The sequence below is a fragment of the Streptococcus sp. HMSC072G04 genome (assembly GCF_001813295.1).
Classification (GTDB): Bacteria; Bacillota; Bacilli; order Lactobacillales; family Streptococcaceae; genus Streptococcus.
The window spans coordinates 60,387-86,961 of sequence record NZ_KV812034.1 but is presented as its reverse complement, the minus strand read 5'-3'; the positions used below and the strand labels follow the sequence as shown (position 1 = coordinate 86,961).

At 41.6% G+C, this 26,575-nt stretch carries 27 protein-coding genes and 3 tRNA genes; 19 read left to right on the top strand and 11 right to left on the bottom strand.

What is annotated here, in order from left to right:
* The 10 genes from HMPREF2904_RS07210 to HMPREF2904_RS07165 all read left to right on the top strand — a co-directional run bounded on the left by HMPREF2904_RS07210 (nucleotide 1) and on the right by HMPREF2904_RS07165 (nucleotide 8,226).
* Entirely contained in the window at nucleotides 1-828 is an 828-nt protein-coding gene (locus tag HMPREF2904_RS07210; RefSeq protein ID WP_070661424.1) for a tryptophan--tRNA ligase, read from the top strand.
* An 87-nt stretch (nucleotides 829-915) separates the two neighbouring features.
* Nucleotides 916-1,734 carry an aminoglycoside 6-adenylyltransferase gene (locus HMPREF2904_RS07205; RefSeq protein WP_070661421.1) on the top strand — a complete coding sequence of 273 codons (819 nt, stop codon included), beginning with the start codon at nucleotides 916-918 and terminating at the stop codon, nucleotides 1,732-1,734.
* 172 nt (nucleotides 1,735-1,906) lie between these two features.
* On the top strand, nucleotides 1,907-4,360 hold the full coding sequence (gene parC, locus HMPREF2904_RS07200; protein ID WP_070661483.1) for a DNA topoisomerase IV subunit A: 2,454 nt from the start codon (nucleotides 1,907-1,909) through the stop codon (nucleotides 4,358-4,360).
* Nucleotides 4,361-4,535: 175 nt separating this feature from the next.
* Complete coding sequence (locus tag HMPREF2904_RS07195) at nucleotides 4,536-5,558, top strand: branched-chain amino acid aminotransferase (RefSeq protein WP_070661419.1); 1,023 nt, start codon at nucleotides 4,536-4,538, stop codon at nucleotides 5,556-5,558.
* Between the two features lie 234 nt (nucleotides 5,559-5,792).
* Nucleotides 5,793-6,023, top strand: coding sequence for a DUF2969 domain-containing protein (locus HMPREF2904_RS07190; protein ID WP_003003589.1), 231 nt, complete (start codon nucleotides 5,793-5,795; stop codon nucleotides 6,021-6,023).
* 52 nt (nucleotides 6,024-6,075) lie between these two features.
* Nucleotides 6,076-6,156 (top strand) — tRNA-Tyr (locus tag HMPREF2904_RS07185).
* A 9-nt stretch (nucleotides 6,157-6,165) separates the two neighbouring features.
* Nucleotides 6,166-6,237 (top strand) — tRNA-Gln (locus HMPREF2904_RS07180).
* A gap of 168 nt (nucleotides 6,238-6,405) precedes the next feature.
* Nucleotides 6,406-7,605: a 30S ribosomal protein S1 gene (rpsA, locus tag HMPREF2904_RS07175; protein WP_070661416.1), complete on the top strand. Its 1,200-nt coding sequence runs from the start codon at nucleotides 6,406-6,408 to the stop codon at nucleotides 7,603-7,605.
* A 76-nt stretch (nucleotides 7,606-7,681) separates the two neighbouring features.
* Nucleotides 7,682-7,753 (top strand) — tRNA-Arg (locus tag HMPREF2904_RS07170).
* A gap of 56 nt (nucleotides 7,754-7,809) precedes the next feature.
* The gene (locus HMPREF2904_RS07165; protein ID WP_021153136.1) at nucleotides 7,810-8,226 is read left to right on the top strand and encodes an NUDIX hydrolase; all 417 of its coding nucleotides are present in this window, start codon (nucleotides 7,810-7,812) and stop codon (nucleotides 8,224-8,226) included.
* 45 nt (nucleotides 8,227-8,271) lie between these two features.
* Here the strand turns inward: HMPREF2904_RS07165 and HMPREF2904_RS07160 are convergent, their stop codons facing one another.
* Complete coding sequence (locus HMPREF2904_RS07160; RefSeq protein WP_070661413.1) at nucleotides 8,272-9,258, bottom strand: L-lactate dehydrogenase; 987 nt, start codon at nucleotides 9,256-9,258, stop codon at nucleotides 8,272-8,274.
* Between the two features lie 198 nt (nucleotides 9,259-9,456).
* Here HMPREF2904_RS07160 and gyrA point away from each other — a divergent pair, with 198 nt between their 5' ends.
* From gyrA to radC, 4 genes are all read left to right on the top strand, one after another.
* Nucleotides 9,457-11,913 carry a DNA gyrase subunit A gene (gene gyrA / locus HMPREF2904_RS07155; protein WP_070661410.1) on the top strand — a complete coding sequence of 819 codons (2,457 nt, stop codon included), beginning with the start codon at nucleotides 9,457-9,459 and terminating at the stop codon, nucleotides 11,911-11,913.
* 13 nt (nucleotides 11,914-11,926) lie between these two features.
* A complete protein-coding gene (locus HMPREF2904_RS07150) occupies nucleotides 11,927-12,670 on the top strand; it encodes a class A sortase (protein ID WP_070661408.1) in 744 nt (247 codons plus the stop codon).
* A 169-nt stretch (nucleotides 12,671-12,839) separates the two neighbouring features.
* Nucleotides 12,840-13,118, top strand: a complete 279-nt coding sequence (locus HMPREF2904_RS07145) for a hypothetical protein (RefSeq protein WP_049474901.1) — start codon at nucleotides 12,840-12,842, stop codon at nucleotides 13,116-13,118.
* 54 nt (nucleotides 13,119-13,172) lie between these two features.
* Entirely contained in the window at nucleotides 13,173-13,856 is a 684-nt protein-coding gene (gene radC, locus HMPREF2904_RS07140) for a RadC family protein (RefSeq protein ID WP_070661404.1), read from the top strand.
* A gap of 203 nt (nucleotides 13,857-14,059) precedes the next feature.
* Here radC and HMPREF2904_RS07135 read toward each other — a convergent pair whose 3' ends face one another.
* The 6 genes from HMPREF2904_RS07135 to HMPREF2904_RS07110 form a co-directional block, all read right to left on the bottom strand.
* The gene (locus tag HMPREF2904_RS07135; RefSeq protein ID WP_049472498.1) at nucleotides 14,060-14,707 is read right to left on the bottom strand and encodes a redox-sensing transcriptional repressor Rex; all 648 of its coding nucleotides are present in this window, start codon (nucleotides 14,705-14,707) and stop codon (nucleotides 14,060-14,062) included.
* Nucleotides 14,708-14,836: 129 nt separating this feature from the next.
* Entirely contained in the window at nucleotides 14,837-15,052 is a 216-nt protein-coding gene (locus HMPREF2904_RS07130) for a DUF4649 family protein (protein WP_049490891.1), read from the bottom strand.
* Between the two features lies 1 nt (nucleotide 15,053).
* Entirely contained in the window at nucleotides 15,054-15,401 is a 348-nt protein-coding gene (locus tag HMPREF2904_RS07125) for a DUF1831 domain-containing protein (RefSeq protein ID WP_009730974.1), read from the bottom strand.
* 9 nt (nucleotides 15,402-15,410) lie between these two features.
* Nucleotides 15,411-16,523, bottom strand: a complete 1,113-nt coding sequence (locus tag HMPREF2904_RS07120; protein WP_070661401.1) for a cysteine desulfurase family protein — start codon at nucleotides 16,521-16,523, stop codon at nucleotides 15,411-15,413.
* Nucleotides 16,524-16,532: 9 nt separating this feature from the next.
* Nucleotides 16,533-17,489, bottom strand: coding sequence for a ribose-phosphate diphosphokinase (locus HMPREF2904_RS07115; RefSeq protein ID WP_070661397.1), 957 nt, complete (start codon nucleotides 17,487-17,489; stop codon nucleotides 16,533-16,535).
* A gap of 72 nt (nucleotides 17,490-17,561) precedes the next feature.
* Nucleotides 17,562-18,119 (bottom strand): CYTH domain-containing protein, encoded by a 558-nt coding sequence (locus HMPREF2904_RS07110; RefSeq protein WP_070661480.1) that lies wholly within the window; start codon nucleotides 18,117-18,119, stop codon nucleotides 17,562-17,564.
* Nucleotides 18,120-18,214: 95 nt separating this feature from the next.
* On the opposite strand from HMPREF2904_RS07110, the gene HMPREF2904_RS07105 reads away from it, so the two are divergent.
* From HMPREF2904_RS07105 to mutY, 5 genes are all read left to right on the top strand, one after another.
* A complete protein-coding gene (locus HMPREF2904_RS07105; protein WP_003003504.1) occupies nucleotides 18,215-18,886 on the top strand; it encodes a GTP diphosphokinase in 672 nt (223 codons plus the stop codon).
* Nucleotides 18,870-19,688 (top strand): NAD kinase, encoded by an 819-nt coding sequence (locus HMPREF2904_RS07100; protein WP_282189002.1) that lies wholly within the window; start codon nucleotides 18,870-18,872, stop codon nucleotides 19,686-19,688. The genes HMPREF2904_RS07105 and HMPREF2904_RS07100 overlap by 17 nt, the downstream gene beginning before the upstream one ends.
* Nucleotides 19,685-20,578, top strand: a complete 894-nt coding sequence (locus tag HMPREF2904_RS07095) for an RluA family pseudouridine synthase (RefSeq protein ID WP_003007192.1) — start codon at nucleotides 19,685-19,687, stop codon at nucleotides 20,576-20,578. Before HMPREF2904_RS07100 ends, HMPREF2904_RS07095 begins: the two co-directional genes overlap by 4 nt.
* Before the next feature lie 21 nt (nucleotides 20,579-20,599).
* On the top strand, nucleotides 20,600-21,574 hold the full coding sequence (gene pta, locus HMPREF2904_RS07090) for a phosphate acetyltransferase (protein ID WP_021153149.1): 975 nt from the start codon (nucleotides 20,600-20,602) through the stop codon (nucleotides 21,572-21,574).
* 92 nt (nucleotides 21,575-21,666) lie between these two features.
* Nucleotides 21,667-22,821, top strand: coding sequence for an A/G-specific adenine glycosylase (gene mutY, locus HMPREF2904_RS07085; protein WP_070661391.1), 1,155 nt, complete (start codon nucleotides 21,667-21,669; stop codon nucleotides 22,819-22,821).
* 180 nt (nucleotides 22,822-23,001) lie between these two features.
* Here the strand turns inward: mutY and HMPREF2904_RS07080 are convergent, their stop codons facing one another.
* The 4 genes from HMPREF2904_RS07080 to coaC all read right to left on the bottom strand — a co-directional run bounded on the left by HMPREF2904_RS07080 (nucleotide 23,002) and on the right by coaC (nucleotide 26,569).
* Nucleotides 23,002-23,349 carry a DUF6568 family protein gene (locus tag HMPREF2904_RS07080; protein ID WP_070661389.1) on the bottom strand — a complete coding sequence of 116 codons (348 nt, stop codon included), beginning with the start codon at nucleotides 23,347-23,349 and terminating at the stop codon, nucleotides 23,002-23,004.
* A 257-nt stretch (nucleotides 23,350-23,606) separates the two neighbouring features.
* Nucleotides 23,607-25,322, bottom strand: coding sequence for a phospho-sugar mutase (locus tag HMPREF2904_RS07075; RefSeq protein WP_070661387.1), 1,716 nt, complete (start codon nucleotides 25,320-25,322; stop codon nucleotides 23,607-23,609).
* A 150-nt stretch (nucleotides 25,323-25,472) separates the two neighbouring features.
* On the bottom strand, nucleotides 25,473-26,033 hold the full coding sequence (locus HMPREF2904_RS07070; protein ID WP_003011870.1) for an ECF transporter S component: 561 nt from the start codon (nucleotides 26,031-26,033) through the stop codon (nucleotides 25,473-25,475).
* Nucleotides 26,030-26,569, bottom strand: coding sequence for a phosphopantothenoylcysteine decarboxylase (coaC, locus tag HMPREF2904_RS07065; protein ID WP_070661384.1), 540 nt, complete (start codon nucleotides 26,567-26,569; stop codon nucleotides 26,030-26,032). Before coaC ends, HMPREF2904_RS07070 begins: the two co-directional genes overlap by 4 nt.
* Nucleotides 26,570-26,575 lie beyond the last annotated feature (6 nt).

Here is a 26,575-nt window from a genome sequence, read left to right as displayed (position 1 = left end):
ATGGCGAGACAGAATTATTTTGATATTTTGAACCGTATGGAATTTGATCCACAGAGAGAGTTAAAAAATTTGATGGATTTACTGGAAATGGAGAGAAATTTCAAGAGTATCCATTATGAAACAAGTTTAAATAGTGCGATTTCTGATAATTTCTTAGATTATCCTAATCGTTCAACCTTTACCAATTATTCACAAATGATAAAATTTGTTGGATCGAATATCCATAATACAACTGAACAACTATTTGTTTTCTCTGAGTTCTTAGTTGATATTTTTTGTAATCTTGCAGAAAAATTTACAAAGAAAGAGAGTGAGTTTATTCAAATTATATTTGATAATATTAAAAGGTTTTTAGAATTATCAAATCATGAATTGATTACATTGGATAATGGTAACAAAATCATTGTTGAGAAGAATGTATATGCCTCAGAAGCTTCTCAGATTGTATCTGAAACTAGTATTGAGGAGGCGATAAAGGTCTTAGAATATAATCATTTTTCAAATAAGGGAAATATTCAGCGTAAGAAAGAAATACTTATTGCTTTAGCGAACTACCTTGAACCGTTTAGGAGAGAACTAAATAATTCTGAAGAATTAAAAGATATTTTGAAAGTCAACAATCAAAAGGTTATCGCGTTTGAAAAACTTTTTGAAATGTATAATAATTTTGGTTTAAGACACAATAATTCAAATCAATATCATCTTGATTTGACTGATGATGAACTGGAACAATGGTACGATGACATCTATACTTCGACTTTATTTGTTATTTTAAGCATGGATGAATCTAGAATTTTGTCGAAATTAAAAACTTTGAGAGAAGAATAGCTAAATCTTTTATAATTAATTAACTATTTTATCTTGAGAAATAGTATGCTAATATACAGGAATATCAAATGAGAAACAGGTATTAACATGAGAACTGACCCCGAAATGTTGAATCTAATTTTACACACAGCAAAAACTCTCCAAGTAGAGGCTGTCGCCATGTCCGGTTCACAGACAAATCCAAAAGCACCAAAAGATGAGTTTCAAGATTACGATGTGGTCTATATTGTTGAGAATCTGAACGACTTGTTATCTGATTTATCTTGGCTAGACCAGTTTGGAATGCGTCTGATTGAACAGCACAATGTCCTTGGACACCGTCGTCTGTATCTCATGCTCTTTGAAGATGGGAATCGTATTGATTTAACCCTCTGCCCCAAGGAGTCTATCCAAGAGTGGGTGGATAGCGAGGCTGGTTTCAAAGTCTTAAAAGATGACAAAGGTTTGTTTGACTCTTACATTCCTAGTCCGAAGCGCTATTGGACCGCTCCGCCTACTGAAGAGAAATTTGCAGCATCCTGCAATGAATTTTGGTGGGTATCGGCTTATGTGGTAAAGGCTATTCGAAGAAATCAGCTGATCTATGCGACCGACCATCTCTATGTCATTTGTCAGCAAGAACTTCTCAAGGTCTTAGCTTGGCAGGTGACAAGCGATAAGGGAGTAGTTGACATCGGAAAGAACTACAAGTACCTCTTCCAGTACCTTCCAGCTGAGCAAGAGAAGGAGTTCTCAGCTTTACTTGATTTATCTAGTTTCGATAAAATCACTCAGTCTTTATTTTCTACCATGAAGGGATTCGATCGAGAAGCTCAATTTCTGGCCCAAAAGATGGGATTTGCTTACGATAAGGAACTAGCAGAGAAAATGACTTCTTATGCTAAAGAGAAACTTTCAAATCATTAATGAATCTATTTTAAACTAAAAAAAGGATCCTTTGGTTACTTGGTGTAACTGAATTCCTCTATATATAAAAGACTACTCAACATTCTTTGAAAGGAGTTGAACACGCCCTGAGTGCTGTGTGAAAAAGATAAATTTCTTATTTTCACTTTGTATTTTACGGGCTTTGTATCTTATGTCTAATATTCAAAATATGTCCCTAGAGGACATCATGGGAGAGCGCTTTGGTCGCTACTCCAAATACATTATTCAAGAGCGGGCTCTTCCTGATATTCGGGATGGCTTGAAACCTGTACAACGGCGGATCCTTTATTCTATGAATAAGGATGGCAATACCCATGACAAAGGCTACCGCAAGTCTGCCAAGTCTGTCGGAAATATCATGGGGAATTTCCACCCTCACGGGGACAGTTCTATCTATGATGCCATGGTCCGCATGTCTCAGGACTGGAAAAATCGTGAGATTCTAGTCGAAATGCACGGAAACAATGGTTCCATGGACGGTGATCCACCGGCAGCCATGCGTTATACCGAAGCACGCTTGTCTGAAATTGCGGGTTATCTTTTGCAAGATATCGAAAAGAACACAGTACCATTTGCCTGGAACTTTGACGATACAGAAAAAGAGCCAACTGTTTTGCCGGCAGCCTTTCCAAACCTCTTGGTCAATGGAGCTACAGGGATTTCAGCTGGTTACGCGACAGATATTCCGCCACACAACCTTGCTGAAGTCATCGATGCCGTGGTCTACATGATCGACCATCCATCTGCCAAGGTAGACAAGCTCATGGAGTTTTTACCTGGACCTGATTTCCCAACGGGTGCCATTATCCAAGGCCGGGATGAGATTAAGAAAGCCTATGAAACTGGTAAGGGTCGGGTGGTTGTCCGCTCTAAAACCGAGATCGAGCAGCTCAAAGGTGGTAAGCAGCAAATCGTTGTTACCGAGATCCCTTATGAGATCAACAAGGCTGTCTTGGTCAAGAAGATCGATGATGTTCGTGTCAACAACAAGGTTGCAGGTATCGCTGAGGTTCGGGATGAGTCTGACCGAGATGGTCTTCGTATTGCCATTGAGCTCAAAAAAGATGCCAATGCAGACTTGATCTTGAACTACTTGTTTAAGTACACAGATTTGCAGGTCAACTACAACTTCAATATGGTGGCGATTGACAATTATACCCCTCGTCAAGTGGGGATTGTACCGATTCTCTCTAGCTACATTGCTCACCGTCGGGATATCATTGTCGCTCGCTCGCGCTTTGATAAGGAAAAGGCCGAACGGCGTCTCCATATCGTAGAAGGCTTGATTCGCGTCATTTCAATCCTTGATGAAGTGATTGCCTTGATCCGTGCTTCTGATAATAAGGCAGATGCTAAAGAAAACCTCAAGGTCAGCTACGATTTCACGGAAGAACAAGCAGAAGCTATTGTCACTTTGCAATTGTATCGTTTGACCAATACCGATATCGTGACCTTGGAAGAAGAGCATGCCAGTCTCAAGGAGCAAATCGCAACCTTGGCAGCCATCATTGGGGATGAACGGACCATGTTTAATCTTATGAAGAAAGAGTTGCGTGAAGTCAAGAAGCTCTTTGGTAATCCGCGTCGCAGTGAGTTGCAAGACACTGCTAAAACGATCGAGATTGATACAGCCAGTCTCATTGTTGAAGAGGAAACCTTCGTCAGCGTAACCCGTGCTGGATATATCAAACGGACCTCGCCTCGTTCTTTCAATGCCTCAACACTGGAAGAAGTCGGTAAGCGAGACGATGACGAGTTGATTTTTGTAGAGCCTGCTAAGACCACTCAGCATCTTTTACTCTTTACCAACTTGGGGAATGCCATTTATCGACCAATCCACGAATTGACAGATACCAAGTGGAAGGATATCGGAGAGCACCTCAGTCAGACCTTGACCAATTTCGAGCAAGAGGAAGAAATTCTCTTTGCGGAGATTGTGGATCAGTTTGAGGGAGTAACCTACTTTGCGGCAACTCAACAAGGACAAATCAAGCGCTTTGAACGCAAGGAATTAAGCCCATGGCGGACTTATCGTTCTAAATCGACTAAGTATGCTAAGCTAAAAGACCAAGACGACCGTATCGTAGCAGTTGCACCAGTTGTCCTTGAAGACATCATGATCATTACTAAAAATGGGTATGGCTTGCGTTTCAATATTGAAGAGGTCCCTGTCGTAGGAGCCAAAGCAGCAGGGGTCAAAGCCATTAACCTCAAAGACGGAGATCAAGTTGCTGCCGCCTTTAAGTCGACGACTCCAAGCATGTACATTCTGACCCAGCGAGGCAGTCTCAAACGGATGTTACAAGACGATATTCCTGTGACCAGTCGGGCTAAACGGGGACTACAGGTCTTGCGTGAGTTGAAAAATAAACCACACCGTGTCTTCAAGGCAGGTCCAGTCTTCACTGACCAGGGAGATTTTGATCTCTTTACGAGTCAAGAAGAAGTGGTAGAACAAGATCAAATTCTTCAGATCACTTCTACAACAGGTCAGGTGACAGAAGTTGATTTGACACAATTAAGTATTTCTGAAAGAACAAGCAATGGATCCTTTGTCAACGATACCATTTCGGATCAAGAAGTTTTTTCAGCTACTATCAAATAAAAGAAAGCGTCGGTCCATTCTAGGACTGACTTTCTTTGAAAATAAATTTTCTGAAAATTGAAAATTTCGCTTGAAATTCTCATGAAATGGTGTACAATAGTGTACATAGATTGAGAAACTGAATCGACCTACATCAGATCGACAAGGAATAGAAAGAATTAAAAGGAGCACTATCATGACAGTATCACTTGATTGGGAAAACCTTGGCTTTTCATATATGAAATTACCTTATCGCTATTTGGCACATTATCGCAATGGAGCTTGGGAAAAAGGGGAATTGACAGAAGATGCGACTTTGCATTTGTCCGAATCTTCTCCAAGTTTGCATTACGGTCAGCAAGCTTTTGAAGGGTTGAAAGCCTACCGTACAAAAGATGGAAGCGTCCAATTGTTCCGTCCAGATCAAAACGCTAAACGTTTGCAACGCACAGCAGATCGTTTGCTGATGCCTCAAGTACCTGTTGACATGTTTGTGGATGCTTGTAAGGCAGTGGTGAAAGCCAATGAAGAGTATGTTCCACCATATGGTACTGGAGCTACCCTTTACCTTCGTCCACTTTTGATTGGGGTTGGTGATATTATTGGTGTGCATCCAGCAGATGAGTATATCTTTACCATCTTTGCCATGCCTGTCGGTAACTATTTTAAAGGTGGTTTGGTTCCAACGAACTTCTTGATTCAAGATGAGTATGACCGTGCTGCACCAAATGGTACTGGGGCTGCAAAAGTTGGTGGGAACTACGCAGCTAGTATGTTGCCAGGTAAGATTGCGCATGATCGTAACTTCTCTGACGTGATTTACCTTGATCCAGCGACGCACACCAAGATTGAAGAAGTTGGTTCTGCAAACTTCTTTGGTATCACTGCTAATAACGAATTTGTGACGCCATTGAGTCCTTCTATTTTGCCATCGATCACCAAGTACTCTTTGCTTTACTTGGCAGAACACCGTCTTGGTATGACACCAATTGAAGGGGATGTCTTTATCAATGACTTGGATCGCTTTGTAGAAGCAGGAGCTTGTGGTACCGCAGCTGTCATCTCTCCGATCGGAGGCGTTCAACACGGTGATGACTTCCATGTCTTCTATTCTGAAACAGAAGTAGGTCCTGTCACACGGAAGCTCTATGACGAGTTGACTGGTATCCAATTTGGTGATGTCGAAGCACCAGAAGGATGGATTGTCAAAGTCGATTAAACCGAAAGCATCTGAGATAAAAGTGTCCAGGCTTCAACGAGAACGAGTCTTAACGAAGGACGTAGTAGCTAAAGTTTCTCTTCATTCGCTTTTAGGAATAGAAGAGTGCCGAATGACCTTTTCGGGGGTGGGAGAAAGAAGGAATTTCTAACTAAATTCTTTCTGCCCACTCCCTTTTCTCTTGCGTCATCAAGAGAATTTTTGTAAAATAGAAAAAGTGAAAAGAGGGTTGAAATGAGTAAAAAAGATAAGAAAATTGAGATTCAAATCGTTGATAGTAAAGTAACCGTCGGAAAAGACACTTTTGATGGTTTCACTTTGTCCATTGGAAAGAAAACGATTGGTGAAATTGCAGATATGGCTGGTCAATTTGCCATTATCAAAAATGGAAATGTGGATTCTCTTTACAAAAAACTTGAAAAAGCCGTTGAAATTTTGATAGAAAATTATAATTTGAATAAATAAGGGCTTGCAATCATAGTAAATCAATGGTATAATAGATCCTGTTGATTTATATGGAGAGATAGCGAAGAGGCTAAACGCGGCGGACTGTAAATCCGCTCCTTCGGGTTCGGGGGTTCGAATCCCTCTCTCTCCATTTCATTCATGGGGTATAGCCAAGCGGTAAGGCAAGGGACTTTGACTCCCTCATGCGTTGGTTCGAATCCAGCTACCCCAGTTCTTAGGTAATATCAGATAAGTGATAAAATATCTATCCAGGTATTTTATTTCTTTATAGGATGAGTCGTTAAAGATTGTAGTTGATCTCATTGCGAGTGCTTGCTTAGGAAAAATAATTATAAGTATGTCAAGTTTTAGAAAACTTGATTGTTGGAGGATTTTTTAGATGAATGAATTTGAAGATTTGCTAAACAGTGTTAGCCAAGTTGAACCAGGTGACGTTGTTACTGCTGAAGTATTGACAGTTGACGCGAACCAAGCTAACGTTGCAATCTCTGGAACTGGTGTCGAAGGTGTCTTGACTCTTCGCGAATTGACAAACGATCGTGATGCGGACATCAACGACTTGGTAAAACCAGGTGAAACACTTGAATTGCTTGTTCTTCGTCAAGTAGTTGGGAAAGATACTGATACAGTAACTTACCTTGTATCTAAAAAACGTTTGGAAGCTCGCAAAGCATGGGACAAATTGGTCGGACGTGAAGAAGAAGTTGTTACTGTTAAAGGAACTCGCGCTGTTAAGGGCGGACTTTCAGTAGAATTTGAAGGACTTCGTGGATTTATTCCAGCTTCAATGCTTGATACTCGTTTTGTACGTAACACTGAACGTTTCGTAGGTCAAGAATTTGATGCTAAAATCAAAGAAGTAGATCCGAAAGAAAACCGCTTCATCCTTTCTCGTCGTGAAGTTGTTGAAGCTGAATCAGCTGCAGCACGCGCAGAAGTATTTGGTAAATTGAACGTTGGTGATATCGTAACTGGTAAAGTTGCACGTATCACAAGCTTCGGTGCTTTCATCGACCTTGGTGGTGTTGATGGATTGGTTCACTTGACAGAATTGTCACACGAACGCAACGTATCACCTAAATCAGTAGTAACTGTTGGTGAAGTAATCCAAGTGAAAGTTCTTGACTTGAACGAAGAAGAAGGTCGTGTATCACTTTCATTGAAAGCTACAACACCTGGACCTTGGGATGGCGTAGAACAAAAATTGGCTGCTGGTGATGTTATCGAAGGAACTGTTAAACGTTTGACTGACTTCGGTGCATTCGTTGAAGTATTGCCAGGTATCGACGGACTTGTACACATCTCACAAATTTCACACAAACGTGTTGAAAATCCAAAAGATGTTCTTAAAGTTGGACAAGAAGTAACTGTTAAAGTTCTTGAAGTAAATGCTGCAGATGAACGTGTATCACTTTCTATCAAAGCCCTTGAAGAACGTCCAGCTCAAGAAGAAGGCGAAAAACAAGAAAAACGTCAATCTCGCCCACGTCGTCCAAAACAAGAAAAACGCGACTTTGATCTTCCAGAAACTCAAACTGGATTCTCAATGGCTGACTTGTTTGGCGATATCGAATTGTAATATTCAAAAAGCTTACCTCTCGGTAAGCTTTTTTTACTTGTAAAATTCTCGAGAATTTGATATACTATAACAGTTGCCACCCTTAGTGTAATGGATATCACGTAAGATTCCGGTTCTTGAGATGGGGGTTCGATTCCCTCAGGGTGGATGATTCATAACGAGGCTCCTCGGAGTCTTTTTTGCTCTTTCTTGGAGGAACATGCAATGACAGTAAAATTAATCGCCCATACCTTGATTGAGAAAGACGGGAAGTATCTGCTTATCAAACGCTCGAAAATAAAGCGAGGTCTCCCTAATGTCTATCCATCTTATTGGGATATTCCAGGTGGAAGTGTAGAAGAGAATGAATTGCCCAGAGAGGCTGCTCTACGTGAGGCTATGGAGGAGGTTAATCAAAAGCTTCGGATTAATAAGATTATCCACGAAGATAGTCAATTTGATGCCAGCAAAGATACTGTCTTTACACGCCTAGTTTATGCTGGCGAGATTTTGGAAGAGCGTGATTTTATATTAGATCCAGAAGAGCATACAGACTTTAAATGGATTTCTTCTTTGAAAGACATAGAGAGCAATCTCGTTGTGCCTTATTTGCTTGAAATCCTTGCTGACAAATCCAAATAAAGCAGCTAAAAAACATCCCCTTTTTAATAAGGAGATGTTTTTTTCTTAGTTTTTAGAAGCTTCTTGGAATTCAGGGTTTTTCCATGCTTCATCAATGATTGCTTGCAATTCATCAGCAGAAGCTTTCATTTTTTGTTGTTCCGCATCGTTCAATGGGATGTTCACTGGACGAACAATACCGTGTGCACCTACGATGGCAGGTTGACCGATAAAGACGTTGCTAACACCATATTGACCTTCTTGGAATACAGAAAGTGGAAGTACTGCATTTTCATCATCAAGGATTGCTTTAGTGATACGAGCAAGGGCAACAGCGATACCGTAGTATGTAGCACCTTTTTTGTTGATGATGGTGTAAGCCGCGTCACGAACACCTTCGAACAATTCAATCAATTCAGATTCTTGAACGTTTTGAGTGTCTTTAAGGAATTCTTCAAGGTTTACACCAGCGATGTTAGCGTGTGACCATACAGCGAATTCTGAGTCACCGTGTTCACCCATGATGTAGGCGTGTACTGAACGAGCATCCACATCCAATTTTTCAGCCAATGCTTGACGGAAACGAGCTGAGTCAAGAGAAGTACCTGATCCGATAACACGTTCTTTAGGGAATCCAGAGAATTTCCATGTAGAGTATGTCAATACGTCAACTGGGTTAGCAGCTACAAGGAAGATACCGTTAAATCCAGATTTCACAACTTCTGTAACGATTGATTTGTTGATCGCAAGGTTTTTACCAACAAGGTCAAGGCGAGTTTCACCTGGTTTTTGAGGAGCACCTGCAGTAATTACAACAAGGTCAGCGTCTGCACAGTCAGCGTACTCAGCCGCATAGATCTTCTTAGGTGAAGTGAAGGCAAGGGCGTGGCTAAGGTCAAGCGCATCTCCAACAGCTTTTTCGTGCAATTGAGGAATTTCGATAATTCCAAGCTCTTGTGCAATTCCTTGGTTGACAAGTGCAAATGCATAAGATGAACCTACGGCACCGTCACCGACAAGGATAACTTTTTTGTGTTGTTTAGTCAAATTCATGAGTCTAAACGTCTCCTTCATATTTTTTTGAGATAGATTCTCATACGTCTTCATTCTACCACTTTTGAAAGTCTTTGTCATCTAATACAGTATGAAACCTTGATGTAAACGTTTTTACGTTTGTGTTCCTAAGAAGAAAAATAGGCTAAAATGTGTTATAATAGTATGGTGAATTAAGTAAAGAGAGGCATTTTTTGAATGCAGGATAAGAATCTAATTGATGTGAATTTAACATCAGAAATGAAGACGAGTTTTATCGATTATGCCATGAGTGTTATCGTTGCTCGTGCCCTCCCTGATGTTCGGGATGGTTTGAAACCTGTTCACCGTCGTATTTTGTACGGAATGAATGAATTGGGTGTTACACCAGATAAACCGCATAAGAAGTCAGCCCGTATCACAGGGGATGTTATGGGTAAATACCACCCACACGGAGATTCCTCTATTTATGAAGCTATGGTTCGGATGGCGCAATGGTGGAGTTATCGCTACATGTTAGTGGACGGTCATGGAAACTTTGGTTCTATGGACGGTGATGGTGCCGCTGCACAACGGTATACAGAAGCCCGTATGAGTAAGATCGCTCTTGAAATGTTGCGGGATATCAACAAAAATACAGTTGATTTCGCTGATAACTATGATGCCAGTGAGCGCGAACCTTTGGTCTTACCTGCACGTTTTCCTAACCTTCTCGTCAATGGTGCTACTGGGATTGCTGTTGGGATGGCTACAAATATTCCTCCTCACAATCTGGGAGAAACCATTGACGCAGTGAATCTGATGATGGATAATCCTGAGGTGACGACCCGTGAACTTATGGAAGTTCTTCCTGGTCCAGATTTCCCGACAGGTGCTTTGGTCATGGGGAAATCAGGTATCCACAAAGCCTATGAAACAGGGAAAGGCTCGATCGTTCTTCGTTCTCGTACAGAGATTGAAGTGACCAAGAGTGGCCGTGAACGGATTGTTGTCACTGAGTTCCCTTATATGGTCAATAAAACCAAGGTTCACGAGCACATCGTTCGCTTGGTGCAAGAAAAACGGATCGAAGGGATTACAGCTGTACGTGATGAGTCTAACCGTGAAGGGGTTCGTTTTGTGATTGAGGTCCGCCGAGATGCTTCGGCTAACGTTATTTTGAACAACCTCTTTAAGATGACGCAAATGCAAACCAATTTTGGATTCAATATGTTGGCGATCCAAAATGGTGTTCCAAAGATTCTTTCTCTTCGTCAAATTTTAGGTGCTTATATTGAGCACCAGAAAGAAGTGGTGACTCGACGGACCATCTTTGATAAAGAAAAAGCGGAAGCCCGTGCACATATCTTAGAAGGTTTGCTCATTGCCTTGGATCACATCGATGAAGTGATCCGGATTATCCGCAATAGCCGGACAGACGCTGAAGCACAAGCTGAATTGATGGCTAAATTCAAGCTTTCTGAACGTCAAAGTCAAGCCATTTTGGACATGCGTCTTCGTCGTTTGACCGGTTTGGAACGAGACAAGATCCAAAGTGAATACGATGATTTGGTTGCCTTGATTGCTGATTTGGCTGACATTTTGGCGAAGCCAGAACGTGTAGCGACCATCATCAAGGAAGAATTGGAAGAAGTCAAACGCAAGTTTGGCGATGCTCGCCGAACTGAGTTGATGGTTGGAGAAGTCCTTTCTCTTGAAGATGAGGACTTGATTGAAGAAACAGATGTCTTGATCACCCTTTCGAATAAAGGCTACATCAAACGTCTGGACCAAGCGGAATTTACGGCTCAAAAACGTGGTGGACGAGGGGTTCAAGGAACTGGTGTCAAAGATGATGACTTTGTTCGTGAACTGGTCTCTACGAGCACCCATGATCATTTGCTCTTCTTTACCAATAAGGGACGTGTCTATCGTCTGAAAGGTTATGAGATTCCAGAATATGGTCGGACAGCCAAAGGATTACCAATCGTCAATCTCCTAAAATTGGACGAAGGTGAATCGATTCAAACCATTATCAATGTGGAGCAAGACCGCAGTGACGAAGCCTATCTCTTCTTTACGACGCGAAAAGGTTTGGTCAAGCGGACCAATGTAGCTGAATTTTCAAATATTCGTCAGAACGGTCTCAAAGCGCTGAATCTGCGCGATGAGGATGAATTAATCAATGTCTTCCTTACAGATGGCAATACTGATGTTATTATCGGTACCAAGTATGGTTATTCTGTCCGCTTTAATGAGGCTGTAGTCCGAAATATGGGACGTTCTGCCACAGGTGTACGTGGTGTGAATCTCCGTGAAGGAGACAAGGTTGTTGGGGCTAGTGTCGTTACGGATCAAGATGAAGTATTGATCATCACTGAAAAAGGATATGGTAAGCGTACAATGGCTAGCGAATACCCAACCAAAGGCCGTGGTGGTAAAGGAATCAAGACAGCCAATATTACAGAGAAAAATGGTCCCTTAGCTGGTCTTTTAACTGTTAAAGGGGATGAAGATCTGATGATTATTACCGATACAGGAGTCATGATTCGCACAAATGTTGGGAATATCTCTCAAACGGGTCGTTCAACTCAGGGTGTGAAAGTTATGAGACTGGATCAGGATGCGAAAATTGTGACCTTTACAACAGTCCAGCCTGATGATAAAGATGAAGAAGTAGTGGAAGAAAACGAATAGATAAGGGGACAGTATGTCACGCAAAAGAAAAAAGAAAAAGAGTTTACGCAATACTCTTATCAACATCGTTGCAATACTTTTGATTATTCTCTCGCTTCTCTTGATTTTCAATGCTCCGATCCGAAATATGATTATGGTTTGGCATACCAACCAATATCAGGTTAGCAAGGTCGATAAAAAAACCATTGATAAGAATAAAGAAGTGAAGACGAGCTTTGATTTCCAACATGTCCAGTCACTCTCGACGGAAGCCGTCATCAATGCCCAATGGCAAGCTCAAAAGCTACCAGTAATTGGGGGGATTTCGATTCCTGAATTAAACATGAACCTTCCGATCTTTAAGGGGCTTGAAAATGTAGCCCTCTACTACGGAGCAGGGACCATGAAGGAAAACCAAGTCATGGGGCAAGGCAATTATTCTCTTGCTAGTCACCACGTATTTGGCCTAACTGGAGCAAATGCCATGTTATTCTCACCATTAGAGAAAGCCAAGGCAGGAATGAAGATCTACATCACGGACAAAGAAAAAATCTATACTTATGTCATCTCGTCAGTTGAGACAGTGACTCCAGACCGTGTAGATGTTATTCAAGATCGTGAAGGCGTTAATGAGATCACCTTGGTGACCTGTGAGGATGCTGCAGCGACTTACCGTACGATTGTAAAAGGAAATTTGGAAACCTCTGTTGACTATGACAAGGCTCCAAAAGACATCCTGGATTCATTCAGCAAGTCTTATAATCAAATGCAACTTTAAGAAAATAAAGCCCAAGGCAGAGATGCCAGGGCTTTTTCTATGTAGGAAGCTAGGAGAAATTCTTGTAAAATTGTAAGAGATTGGTAATATTATGTAAGGAATTTGTCATAATATTGAGGGAAAATCAGTATATAATAGAGAAGAAAGAGTATGATAAGGAGGTAGAATAGTGACAAAAGAGCGAATTTATCATCTCTTACATCATTTCTACAATCTCTTAGTAAATGATTTTCCACGAAATGGTTTAATTACGAAAGGAATCTACGAAGTAGAGCAGGTCTACCAAGCTTTAGAGGCCATTCCTCAGAGCCAGGAGTACTTGATTCGCTGTGAAATTCAACAGTTTTTAAAAGAGCTTGAACAAGTTCAAACAGGTTACCAGATCCGCTTTAATAAAGATGAAGTCTTAGTGTTAGATGATTTGAAGGAAGAAATCGCCTGTAAATAATGCAAGGTCGACGTTTTCTCTATTTATTACGAATTAATAAGTGAGGAGGAAATTATGTACGACATATCATTTATTGAACCATCTTTGCTTCCTAGAGAACGTTTGGTATCTGAAGGGGTAGATAAGCTGAGTCATCAAGAATTGCTATCCATTCTCTTACGGACAGGCAATAAGAAAAAAAGCGTTTATGAGATTGCACAAGGTCTTTTGAGTTCGGTTAATAGTTTAAAGGAGTTAAGTCAATTAACCCTAGAGGAGCTGCAGGAAATCTCAGGTATTGGCCGGGTGAAGGCCATCGAACTTCAGGCTGTGATTGAGTTTGGACGAAGGATTCATAAAGATGAATTGATGAGTTCTGAACAGATCATGAGCAGTCAGAAATTGGCCCATAAAATTCAACAGGAAATCGGCCATAAGAAACAGGAGCACCTGGTTGCCCTCTATTTAAATACGCAGAATGAAATTATTCATCAGCAGACCATTTTTATTGGAACCGTGAATCGAAGTATTGCGGAGCCACGTGAAATCCTGCATTATGCACTAAAACACATGGCAACCTCCATCATCTTGGCGCACAATCATCCATCTGGTGCCGTATTTCCAAGTAAAAATGATGATGAAGTAACGCATCGAGTCTTAGAGGCCTGTGAAGTGATGGGCTTAACCCTATTGGATCACTTGATTGTATCTGAAGAAAACTATTATAGTTACCGTGAAGAAACCGATTATTTGGAATAAAAAAGAGAGTGGGACAGAAATCGGTAATTCGTTAGAATTCGATTTCGTCGTCCCACCTCCGAACAGTTGAGTAGGGCTGTAAAAACTGATGAAATCAGCGTAGTAGAGCCCACTCAACCACTGCGTCTTGCTCGACAATTCAAAGATAATTGAGAGGCTAGGACTTTTGTCCCAGCCTCTTTTCCTTGTTAATGTATAAGTCTTTATTCTTCGTTTTTTCGCATGAAATAAAGGAGTGTTTGCAATTCACTGGTGAGGTCGACATATTGGACGACGACATCTTTAGGGACTGTCAGATGTACTGGTGAGAAGCTGAGAATTCCCTTGACACCAGCGTCTACCAAAAGACTAGCCACTTCTTGAGCCTTGACGCTAGGAACAGTAAGGATGGCTGTTTGAATGCCTTCTTGTTTGAGCTTTTCTTTGATGGTGGAAATACCGTAAATGGGAATTCCGTCCTTACTTTTGGTATTGATCAGCTCATGATCGTCTAGATCAAACGCCATGACAATTTTCATCTTATTGCGTTCATGGAAGCGATAGTTGAGAAGCGCACTTCCCATATTTCCGATCCCCACAATAGCGACATTGGTAATGGCATTGTCATTTAAAAGATCGGCAAAGAAGTTCATTAGTTTTTTTACGTCATAACCAAATCCCCGTCTTCCTAATTCACCAAAATAAGAAAAATCTCGGCGAACGGTAGCAGAGTCAATCCCAATTGCATCAGCAATTTGCTTGGAATTGGCGCGCTCTATTTTTTCAGAGTTAAAGCGTTTAAAAATGCGGTAGTAGAGCGATAAGCGTTTTGCTGTTGCGCGTGGAATTGGAGTATTTTTATCATGTTTCACAATATCACAACCTTTCCCTCTTATTGTATAGGAAGATTGTGAAAAAATCAACTATCTAGAGCGGTTTTTAAAAAATATTTTTGTCTAAAGAAAAAGCTGATGGCGATGGAGAGTTCCATCAGCATCAGCTTAGTTTTCAGCTTGTTCTACCTTTTTCAAAAAAGCATAAAGTCCATCGACACGTCCTGTATAGGGGAGCTTTTCCCCCTTGTATTCAATGGATACGATTGAGTAAGAGTCAGGCAAGGTTACACAGCCTGAAAAAGCTAGGATACAGGCTGCAAGGTCAGGATAAGTAGTCGTTCGTTCTACTTGGTAAGCATCGATATAAGTTAGGGTTACCATATTAGGCCTCTGTTTTGTTGAAAATTTCTCTTTCGACAAGACTATCCATTAAGAAATAGAATTTTTGTTGGATAATGTCATTTTCTGGATTTTTAAAGATATTAACCAGGCGAAGCCCAGACTTGTCTGTAATATTGATCTTAAAACCTGTCAAATCTTTATTGAAAATGATTTTAAGTAGGAAGCCTTCGCCGCTATTTGGAACGGCTTCGAGCAAACGATTTAACTCGTAATTTCCAACTTTTGTAACAGCGAATGTATTGTCACGTAAGGTATATTTTTTTACATTTGGGTGTAGACTATAGGTATATTTGCAGTCTTTCAATGAAACACTTGTTTCAAAAGCCATATTGTTCTCCTATGATAAAATTTCTTTAAGTTTTGAGAGGAAATCTTGAACCTCCTCTACAGTATTGAGTTCTGAAAAACTAATTCGAAGGGATTCTTTTAGACGTGAGCTATCTTTTCCATAGAGCGCCTCAAGGACATGGCTGGGTTGAACTGTACCAGCGGTACAAGCAGAACCTGTAGAGACAGAAATGCCAGCAAGATCGAGTCGCATCAATAATACATCATTTTGGACACCCGGAAAGCCAAGATTCCAAACAAATGGAAGATGATCTTCATTCGCATTAACGTAGTAGTCGTAGGCTGCTAAACCATTGACTAGTTCTTGGCCGAGTTTTTGAACCTGGTTGAAATTTTCTTCTTGATGAAGTGTGGCTTGCTGAAGCGCGGTTGCCATCCCGACAATAGAAATAAGATTTTCCGTGCTGGCTCTCATCTTACTTTCCTGATCCCCGCCATGGATGAGATTATCAAAATCTGGGACGGCTGCATAAAGGAAACCGACGCCCTTTGGTCCATGGAATTTGTGGGCAGAAGCACTGAGAAAATCAATTCCCAACTCTTCGGGATAGACAGGGACCTTTCCAATTGCTTGGACCGCATCAACGTGAAAGGCAGCTGGATGATCTTTTAAGAGTTCTCCGATTTCTTTAATCGGTAGAAGATCGCCTGTCTCATTATTGGCAAACATAGTAGAGACAAGAATAGTATCCGGTCTAAGTGCAGCCTTGATATCGCTAGCCTGAATGCGTCCATCTCTTGGTTGGACGATCGTAACTTCAAATCCGAAACGTTCTACAAGATATTCGATGGGTTCTAGAACCGCATGGTGTTCCAAAGCGGTCGTAATGATGTGTTTGCCATCTGCTTGGTGTTTCAAGCAGTAGCCTTTTATAACGGTATTATTACTTTCTGATCCACCTGAAGTGAAGAAAATACGATTTGGAAGAGTATGGAGAGACTGAGCAATCTGCTCGCGAGATTCTCGGAGAAGTTTACTAGCCATCCGTCCATGAGCATGAAGGCTCGATGGATTTCCAAATGTGGTCTTCATAGTTTCAGACATTTTATCAATGACTTCAGGTAGAAGGGGAGTTGTTGCGGCATTATCAAAATATATCACATTAAGACCTTATTTCTTATGGTAGGCAAATAGAGGACTAACAGGTTTTCTTTCTTGAATGCGAACAATAGCTTCAGCGATCAGTTCGCTAGCTGTCAGATAGTTAATATTTTTTGGTGTTGGTCCTTTTGGAGCAACAGAATCGGTTACCAAGATTTCTTTGATCGGAGCTTGGTCTAATAACTCGACAGCACCTTTTACAAATAAACCATGGCTTGATACAGCATAAATTTCAGTAGCTCCTTCTCGTTCGACGATTTTCGCAGCTTCTGAGAATGTCTTACCGGTATTGAGGATATCGTCAATCAAGATCGCTTTCTTATCTTTGACATCCCCGATAATATAGCCATAATCACGGTTTGCATCATCTTGTTCGTAATCAATGATGGCAATCGGTGCATCAAGATATTCTGCTAAACTACGAGCTCGTTTGACACCTGAATTTTTAGGACTGACGACGACGACATCAGGACCTGTTAGTCCTTTATTAATGTAGTGTTCTGCAAAGAGTGGAATGGTAAAGAGGTTATCCACGGCAATATCGAAGAAACCTTGGACCTGAACAGCGTGGAGATCCAGTGTGACGACGCGATCCACCCCAGCTTTGACCAACATGTTTGCGACAAGCTTAGCAGTAATTGGTTCGCGAGGAGCAGCAGTCCGGTCTTGGCGAGCATAACCGAAGTAAGGCATGACCACATTGACAGTATTTGCGCTGGCCCGTTGGCAAGCATCCACCATAATTAAGAGTTCCATCAAGTGATTGTTGACAGGGAAACTGGTTGATTGAATGATATAAATATCATATCCACGAACACTTTCCTCAATATTGACTTGGATTTCACCATCTGAGAATTGACGGGATGAAATTTTCCCAAGTGGAACCCCAGCATGATCCGCGATTTTTTGCGCAATCTCTGGATTTGAATTGAGAGAGAAGAGCTTCATATTTTTTTTATCTGACATGTGATTCCAACCTCATTTAGATTTTTGATCTTAGCACTATTTTAGCAAAAATTTGCGATAATTTCAGCTATTTTACAATCTTTCAGCCAATCTGGCGATTTTATTTTTTGCTGCTTTGTAGACGATTCCATGGTCTGTTATGAACTGATGGAAATTTTCTTCCTGTTCAGCAGTTTCGACCTCGATTTCCAACTCATAATCTTCAGTGTCTAGATAGAGACTGTGGTCTAGTGCCACTAATCCTGCAGCTGTTTCTTTTTCGAAGCGTTCTGTTGTAAGGCTTCCCCAGACAGCGAGTTGCTCAACAGGGATTTCTTTAGAGATTAAGAGGTTTTTGATTTCTCCGTCAGGAAACTGTTGGTGTTGAAGGATCGCCTCGGTTTCCTCTTGGCTGAGCGCTTGATTATATTCGAAGTGACCGACTACTTCAGGGACTTTAAGAGTCAATTCAGCTGCATCCTTAAATGTACGGACACGTAGAGCCATCTTTTGCGATCGAATAAGCTGATCCGGCGTATCAATATAGTGATTCGTTTGAATAACTAAGGGTGTATCTGTGAAAAGGGAGAGAAGGGACTGGTATTCTTGCTTATTCAACAAGGTTTTATATTCAATTTCTAAATGGTTCATTTTGTCATCCTTTGCTTTTTTTTGAAAGCGATTCATGATATAATAGGAGATGTGTTTATTGTATACAAAAATGGTTCAGATTACAAGGTGGTAGGATGGCAATTGATTGGGAAAACTTCTTAGATCCGTATATCCAAGCAGTTGGGGAATTAAAAATCAAACTGCGTGGGATTCGTAAGCAATATCGTAAGCAGCAAAAGCATTCTCCAATCGAGTTTGTCACAGGACGGGTCAAACCGATTGAGAGCATCCGTGAGAAGATGATCCGAAGAAATATTTCTGAAGAAAATCTGGCTCAGGATATGCAAGATATTGCTGGTCTTCGCATCATGGTCCAGTTTGTGGACGATGTGGATGAGATCCTAGAGGTTCTGAGACAACGGCAGGATATGCGCGTGGTCCAAGAGCGAGATTATATCCGCCACAAGAAATCAAGTGGCTACCGGAGTTACCACGTCGTGGTTGAGTATCCGGTCGATACCATTGATGGAAATGAAACGATCTTAGCAGAGATTCAAATTCGGACCTTGTCCATGAATTTTTGGGCAACCATTGAACACTCGCTCAATTATAAATATAAAGGAGACTTTCCAGACGAGATCAAAAAACGCTTAGAGACGACAGCAAACCTGGCCTATCTCTTGGATGAAGAGATGGGGGCAATTCGGGATGCGATTCAGGAGGCTCAAGCCCTGTTTGATCCACTTCATCGTAAGTTAAATGATGGCGTTGGAAATAGTGATGACACAGATGAAGACTACAGGTAAAAAAGTATCCATTATTCGCAATCGCAAGCGTCAAAGTGAAGAGGTTTTTCAGCAGTTGCGAAATAAGCTTCGGAAAAATAATTTTATTTTGACAGAGAAGCACCCGGATATTGTGATTTCAATTGGTGGCGATGGGATGTTGCTATCGGCCTTTCACAAGTATGAACACCAGTTGGATCGAGTACGATTTGTTGGCGTTCATACTGGACACTTAGGATTTTATACAGATTACTTAGACAGTGAAATTGATAAGCTGGTTGAGAACTTAAAATATGATACAGGTGCCAAGGTTTCTTACCCTATTTTGAATGTTAAGATTACTTTCGACAATGGGGAAACCCGCACCATGAGAGCGTTGAACGAAGCGACGATTAAGAGAAGCGACCGGACCATGGTTGCCGATCTCACGATTAATGGAGTGGATTTTGAGCGCTTCAGAGGAGACGGGATTACCGTTTCGACTCCGACAGGAAGTACGGCTTACAACAAATCCTTAGGAGGAGCAGTCCTTCACCCGACTATTGAGGCACTACAGATCGCTGAGATCGCCAGTCTCAACAATCGTGTCTATCGTACCTTGGGTTCTTCTGTCATTGTCCCTAAAAAGGATAAGATCGAGATTACACCGACAAGACCTGGCTTCCACATTATCTCTGTTGACAATTCAACCTATTCTTACCGCAATATTGCAAAGGTAGAATACCAGATTGACAACCATAAGATTAATTTTGTGGCAAGCTCCAGTCATACCAGTTTCTGGAATCGGGTCAAGGATGCCTTTATCGGAGATGATAGAGAATGAGATTTGAATTCATTGTCGATGAGCATGTCAAGGTCAAGACCTTCCTGAAAAAGCACGAGGTTTCTAAGGGCCTCTTAGCAAAGATTAAGTTTCGTGGTGGCCAGATCCTTGTCAATGGACGTCCGGAGAATGCAATTTATTTGTTGGATATTGGGGATCGCTTGGTCATTGATATTCCAGCAGAAGAAGGGTTCGAAACCCTAAAACCCATGGATCGGCCTTTGGATATTTTGTTTGAAGATGATCATTTTTTGGTCTTAAACAAACCCTTTGGGATTGCTTCAATTCCAAGTGCGATTCATTCCAATACCTTAGCAAATTTTGTAAAAGGCTACTATGTGAAACAAGGCTACGAGAATCAGCAGGTTCACATTGTCACTCGCCTGGACAAGGATACTAGTGGCGTCATGCTTTTTGCCAAACATGGCTATGCCCATGCCCGCTTGGATAAGCAATTGCAGTCTAAAACGATTCAAAAACGCTATTATGCCTTGGTCAAGGGATCTGGGAAGCTTGATCCTGTCGGAGAGATTATTGCTCCGATTGCGCGTGATGAAGATTCAATTATCACACGAAAGGTAGCAAAAGGTGGCAAGTATGCTCATACTAGCTACCAGGTTGTTCAATCTTTTGGTGATATTCACCTAGTGGATATTCAGTTACACACAGGTCGAACCCATCAGATCCGCGTTCATTTTTCCCATATTGGTTTTCCGCTCTTGGGAGATGATCTCTATGGCGGCAGTTTAGAAGACGGCATTGAGCGCCAGGCCCTTCATTGTCATCGTCTATCCTATTATCATCCATTTCTAGAGGAAGAATTGGTCATAGAAAGTCCACTGCCTCCAGATTTCCAAGCTGTATTAACACAGCTTCAAACTAGTTATTAATTATAAAAAGGAGTAAAACTCATGGAAGTTTTCGAAAATCTCAAAGCCAACCTCGTTGGTAAGAATGCACGTATTGTATTACCAGAAGGTGAAGAGCCTCGTATCCTCCAAGCGACAAAACGCATTGTGAACGAGACAGAAGTAACCCCTGTCTTGCTTGGTAATCCGGATAAAATTCGGATTTATCTTGAAATCGAAGGGGTTTTGGATGGATATGAAGTTATCGATCCTCATTCTTATCCAGGTTTTGAAGAAATGGTAGCTTCCTTAGTAGAACGTCGTAAGGGCAAAATGACAGAAGAAGAAGCGCGTCAAGTCTTGAAAGACGACGTTAACTATTTTGGTGTCATGTTGGTACATATGGGAATCGTTGATGGGATGGTATCTGGTGCGATTCACTCAACAGCCGCAACTGTTCGTCCGGCTCTTCAAATTATCAAAACTCGTCCAAATGTCAAACGCACTTCAGGTGCCTTCCTCATGGTTCGTGGTTCTGAACGTTACTTGTTTGGAGACTGTGCGATTAACATCAATCCAGATGCTGAAGGATTAGCCGAAATTGCCATCAATTCAGCTATCACAGCCAAGATGTTTGGAATTGATCCAAAAATTGCTATGTTGAGCTATTCAACAAAAGGATCTGGTTTCGGTGAAAGTGTTGATAAGGTTGTCGAAGCGACTAAGCTTGCCCATGAACTTCGTCCAGATCTTGAAATTGACGGAGAATTGCAATTTGACGCAGCCTTTGTTCCTGCAACTGCAGCCTTGAAGGCTCCAGGAAGCAAGGTAGCAGGTCAAGCCAATGTCTTTATCTTCCCTGGTATTGAAGCAGGTAACATTGGATACAAGATGGCAGAACGTCTTGGTGGTTTTGCGGCGGTAGGTCCTGTCTTGCAAGGGTTGAATAAACCAGTCAACGACCTTTCTCGTGGATGTAATGCAGATGACGTTTACAAATTGACCTTGATTACAGCAGCTCAAGCTGTGGAACAATAAGAAATATATATAGGCTCAGGAAATTCCTGAGCCTTTTTCTTTATAAAATCAGAATTTCTAAACTCTAACTCATTCTATGGTATACTAGGAATATGTTAGATTTAAAAGATTACGGGATTACTATGTGGGAGGGGGAAAAAATCACCTCTTTCCGAGAAAAGTTATTAGCCTGGTATGATGCCCACAAACGGGATCTCCCCTGGAGAAAGACCCAGGATCCTTATAAAATTTGGATCTCAGAGATTATGCTCCAGCAAACACGAGTTGATACGGTGATTCCTTATTATGAGCGTTTTTTAGATTGGTTTCCGACGGTCGCTGATTTGGCTCAAGCTCCTGAAGAAAAACTCTTAAAAGTTTGGGAAGGCTTGGGGTATTACTCACGTGTCCGAAATATGCAGAAAGCTGCCCAGCAGATAATGGAAAATCACGGAGGAGTGTTTCCATCAAGTTATGAGGAAATATCTAAACTCAAGGGAATTGGGCCTTATACAGCTGGTGCCATCGCTAGTATTGCTTTTGGCTTGCCAGAGCCAGCAGTGGATGGCAATGTCATGCGTGTTTTAGCCCGTTTGTTTGAGGTAGACTACGATATCGGAATTTCGACCAATCGCAAGATTTTTCAAGCCATGATGGAAATCTTGATCGATCCGGTTCGTCCTGGTGATTTCAATCAGGCTTTGATGGATTTGGGCTCCGATATTGAGTCCCCAGTCAATCCACGGCCGGAAGACAGTCCTGTTAAGGAATTTAGCGCGGCCTACCAACATGGGACTATGGATCGTTATCCCATTAAGGCTCCTAAGAAGAAACCGGTACCTGTCTATCTCACAGCCTTTATTATCAAGGATAGTCAAGGACGCTATTTGCTGGAGAAAAATGAGCGAGAGGGGCTTTTATCAGGTTTCTGGCATTTCCCCTTGATCGAAGTGGATAGCCTAACTGAGAACCTAGGCCAATTATCTCTATTGGATGGGAAGGGGGAAGCAGAGAGTAACCCAGAAATTCTATCTTTTGAACAGGACTATGACTTGGCCATTGATTGGCAGGACAGATCGTATCCTATCGTCCAGCATATCTTTTCGCATCGCAAATGGCAGGTTCAGATCCGATATGGTCTGGTAAAAGAAGGAGTACAGCCAGCAAACGAATCGACTGTTTGGTTAACACCAGAAGAATTTTCGAATTATCCTTTTGCTAAACCTCAGCAGAAGATTTGGACGTCTTTTTCAGAAAATGAAAATTGAGAGTGGGACAGAAATCGGTAATTCGTTAGAATTCGATTTCGTCGTCCCACCTCCGCACAGTTGAGTAGGGTTGTAAAAACTGATGAAATCAGCGTAGTAGAGCCCACTCAACCACTGCGTCTTGCTCGACAATCCAAAAATAATTGAGAGGCTAGGATTTTTGTCCCAGCCTCAATTTTTTTATAAATGAGCGAATGCTTTGATTTCTTCTTCAGACATAGATGAGTCGCAACGAACACTGACTTCACCGGCTTCGACATGTAAAAATCCTGGGACAGTTGGAATGCCGTAGGTTGAGCGGAAGGCTTGTAATGCATCTAGCTGACTTGGTTCTTCACTATTAATAAAATAGATATGAGCTTTTGTTTCAGCTACGACAGTTGCTAACTTAGCAGCGAACTTCCGGCAGTAAGGACAAGTCTTGCGTCCGATAAAGAAGGTCGCTGTTTCTTTTTGATCAATCGCTTCTTGCGCACGCGCGACAGTTGTGACTTCAAGATCTTTAATATCTTCTAAAAATTGTTCCATGAGATTACCTCGCTTTCTTCTAAGTCTAGTATGCCATATTTTCTATAAAATCGCTGGTATTTGCTACGAAAGAAAGAGAGAGTGGGACAGAAATCGGTAATTCGTTAGAATTCGATTTCGTCGTCCCACCTCCGAACAGTTGAGTAGGGCTGTAAAAACTGATGAAATCAGCGTAGTAGAGCCCACTCAACCACTGCGTCTTGCTCGACAATTCAAAGATAATTGAGAGGCTAGGACTTTTGTCCCAGCCTCGTGTTTTAGCCTACAAAAGCATTGATTTCTGATTCGATATTTGCAATTTTTTCTTTAGCATCTGCTTCAGATTCACCAACTGTAGCGATGTAGAATTTGATTTTTGGTTCTGTACCTGAAGGACGAACGGCAAACCATGAATCATCAGCCAAGATGTATTTAAGAACGTTGCTTGGAGGAGTTGTCAATTTTTCAACGCCGTCAGCAGTAGTAGCTGTTTGTTCCAAGAAGTCTTCTGTCTTAGCAATGTCTGTCTTGTTAAATTGTTTAGGAGCATTACCACGGAATTTATCCATAATTTTCTTGATTTCAGCAGCCCCGTCCACACCTGAAAGGGTAACAGAGATGGTTTTTTCTGCGAAGTAACCGTATTGTTTGTAGATTTCTTCGATACCATCTGCCAAAGTCATACCACGTGAGCGGTAGTAAGCTGCGATTTCAGCAACGATAAGAACGGCTTGGATAGCGTCTTTGTCACGTACGAATGGTTTGATCAGGTAACCGAAGCTTTCTTCGAAACCAAGCATGTAAGTATGGTTGTGTTGTGTTTCAAATTCATGGATTTTTTCACCGATAAATTTGAAACCAGTCAAGACGTTAAACATTGTTGCGCCGTAGCTTTCTGCAATCTTAGTCACCAACTCAGTTGATACGATTGATTTACAGAGGGCAGCATTTGCAGGAAGGGTACCAGCTGTTTTGTGAGCTTCAAGAATGTATTTAGCAATGATCGCTCCGATTTGGTTACCAGAAAGGTTGAGGTAAGAACCATCTGGTTGGCGGATTTCTACACCAAGGCGGTCAGCATCTGGGTCAGTTGCAACCAATACATCAGCGTCTACTTTGCGACCAAGTTCTTCAGCAAGAGCAAAGGCAGCTTGGTTTTCAGGGTTTGGAGATTTAACAGTTGAAAAGTCAGCATCTGGAACAGCTTGAGCTTCAACAACTTGAACAGCTTCAAATCCAGCTTGGGCAAGAGCACGACGAGCCAACATTTCACCAGTACCATGAAGTGGAGTGTAGACAATCTTCATGTCACGACCGTATTCATTGATCAAGTCTTGGTTGATGTTAACGCCTTTCACTTCTTTCAAGTATTCAGCGTCGACGTTTTCACCGATAACTTCAATCAAGCCGTTAGCTTTGCTTTCTTCAAGGTCAGCTAATTGTACAGTGAAAGGATTTTCGATAGCACGGATGTAATCTGTCAATGCATCAGCATCTGCTGGAGGCATTTGTCCACCGTCTTCACCGTATACCTTATATCCGTTAAATGGAGCAGGGTTGTGGCTAGCTGTTACCATGATCCCAGCAAATGTGTGGAGGTGACGAACGGCAAATGACAATTCAGGTGTTGGACGAAGGCTTTCAAATACATAAGATTTGATCCCATGAGCAGCCAAAACTTGAGCTGATTCAAAAGCAAACTCAGGAGAGAAGTGACGGCTATCGTAAGCGATCGCAACTCCGCGTTTCTTCGCTTCCTCACCTTTTGAGTTGATCAATTGGGCCAACCCTTCAGTTGCTTGGCGAACAACATAGATATTAATACGGTTGGTACCAGCACCGATTAATCCACGCATACCAGCTGTACCGAATTCTAGGTTGGTATAGAAGGCATCTTCTTTTGTTTTTTCATCCATTGCGACCAACTCATCACGAAGGTAAGCTGGTAATTCAGCAAAGTCGAGCCATTTTTGGTAGTTTTCTTGATAGGTCATGCAAGCGTCTCCTTTTTGCTTATAATTTAATCGCTTACATTGTAGCAAATTTTTTCAGAAAATTCTAGCGATAATTGTAAATCTTTTCAAAAAAATAGAGTTAATTCACCATCAAAAAAAGCCAAGATAAATTGGTCTTGGCTTTGAAGGTTATTTTAATTTTTCAAGAGATGGAACGACTGCACTGGTAATGAGTACTGTCGCAATGACTTCGATGAGAGAGTTGGTAGATACAATCAAGGCTAGGAAATGTTGAATCCCACCACCGAAGCTATTTCCAAAGAAGAAATAAATCCCACTTAGAACGAAAACAGTATTGGTCATAGAGCCGACAATTCCAGCGATCACAAGTCCAGTACGATTGCGAATCCAACGATAGACAAAATAAGGGGTTACCCCGATGAGAATCCGAGGGACTATGGCAATGATAAGGGAGTAGAGATTCCCGTGAGGGACAAAGGGACTAAAGAGATAGCTGGCGGGTGTTATAACCAGGGTATTCATAGTAAGGCTAAAGAGTCCCATGAGGAGTCCTAAGATAGCTCCAATCCGTGGACCGTATATGATAGAGGCGATCACGACAGGAATATGAACCAAGGTCGGTTGAATACCTGATGGAACAAATTGCAGAATGAAGGACGTCACAAAGTGAATGGTGATCATCACCGCAAAAAAGATGGCAATTCGTGAAATAGAAGATGATTTTCTCATAAACAATTCTCCTTAACAGTTTCTACAATAGTTTCTACAGGCGCTAGAGCTCCAGCACCTTTGTCCCCACAAGCAAGAACAGCATCACGAGGTTGGATCATCTGGTAACCATAGTCTTGTAAGAGTTTTAGATTTCGTTGGGTAGCGGGATGTTCTAACATTTTTGTATTCATAGCAGGGGCCAGTAATTTTTTAGTCCTTTGAGGCAAGGCTAGAGCTGTGCTTGTGACCATATTATCTGCCAGTCCCATAGCCAATTTAGCAATGGTATTGGCACTGGCCGGCGCTACAAGAAAGAGGTCAGTTTCTTTCCCAATGTCGATGTGCTCGATCCGCTGTGGATCGTCTTCAATCATAACATCAAGCCCCACTTGATTTTTTGAAAGAACTTGCAAGGTTAAAGGGGTGATAAATTTTTGGGCTGAAGGAGTCATGAGGACCTTCACTTCAAATCCCAATTTGGTTAGTTGGCTAGTAATATCAGCAGCTTTATAGGCGGAAATACTACCGGTAACCGCTAAAGTAATGTGTGTCATATGTTC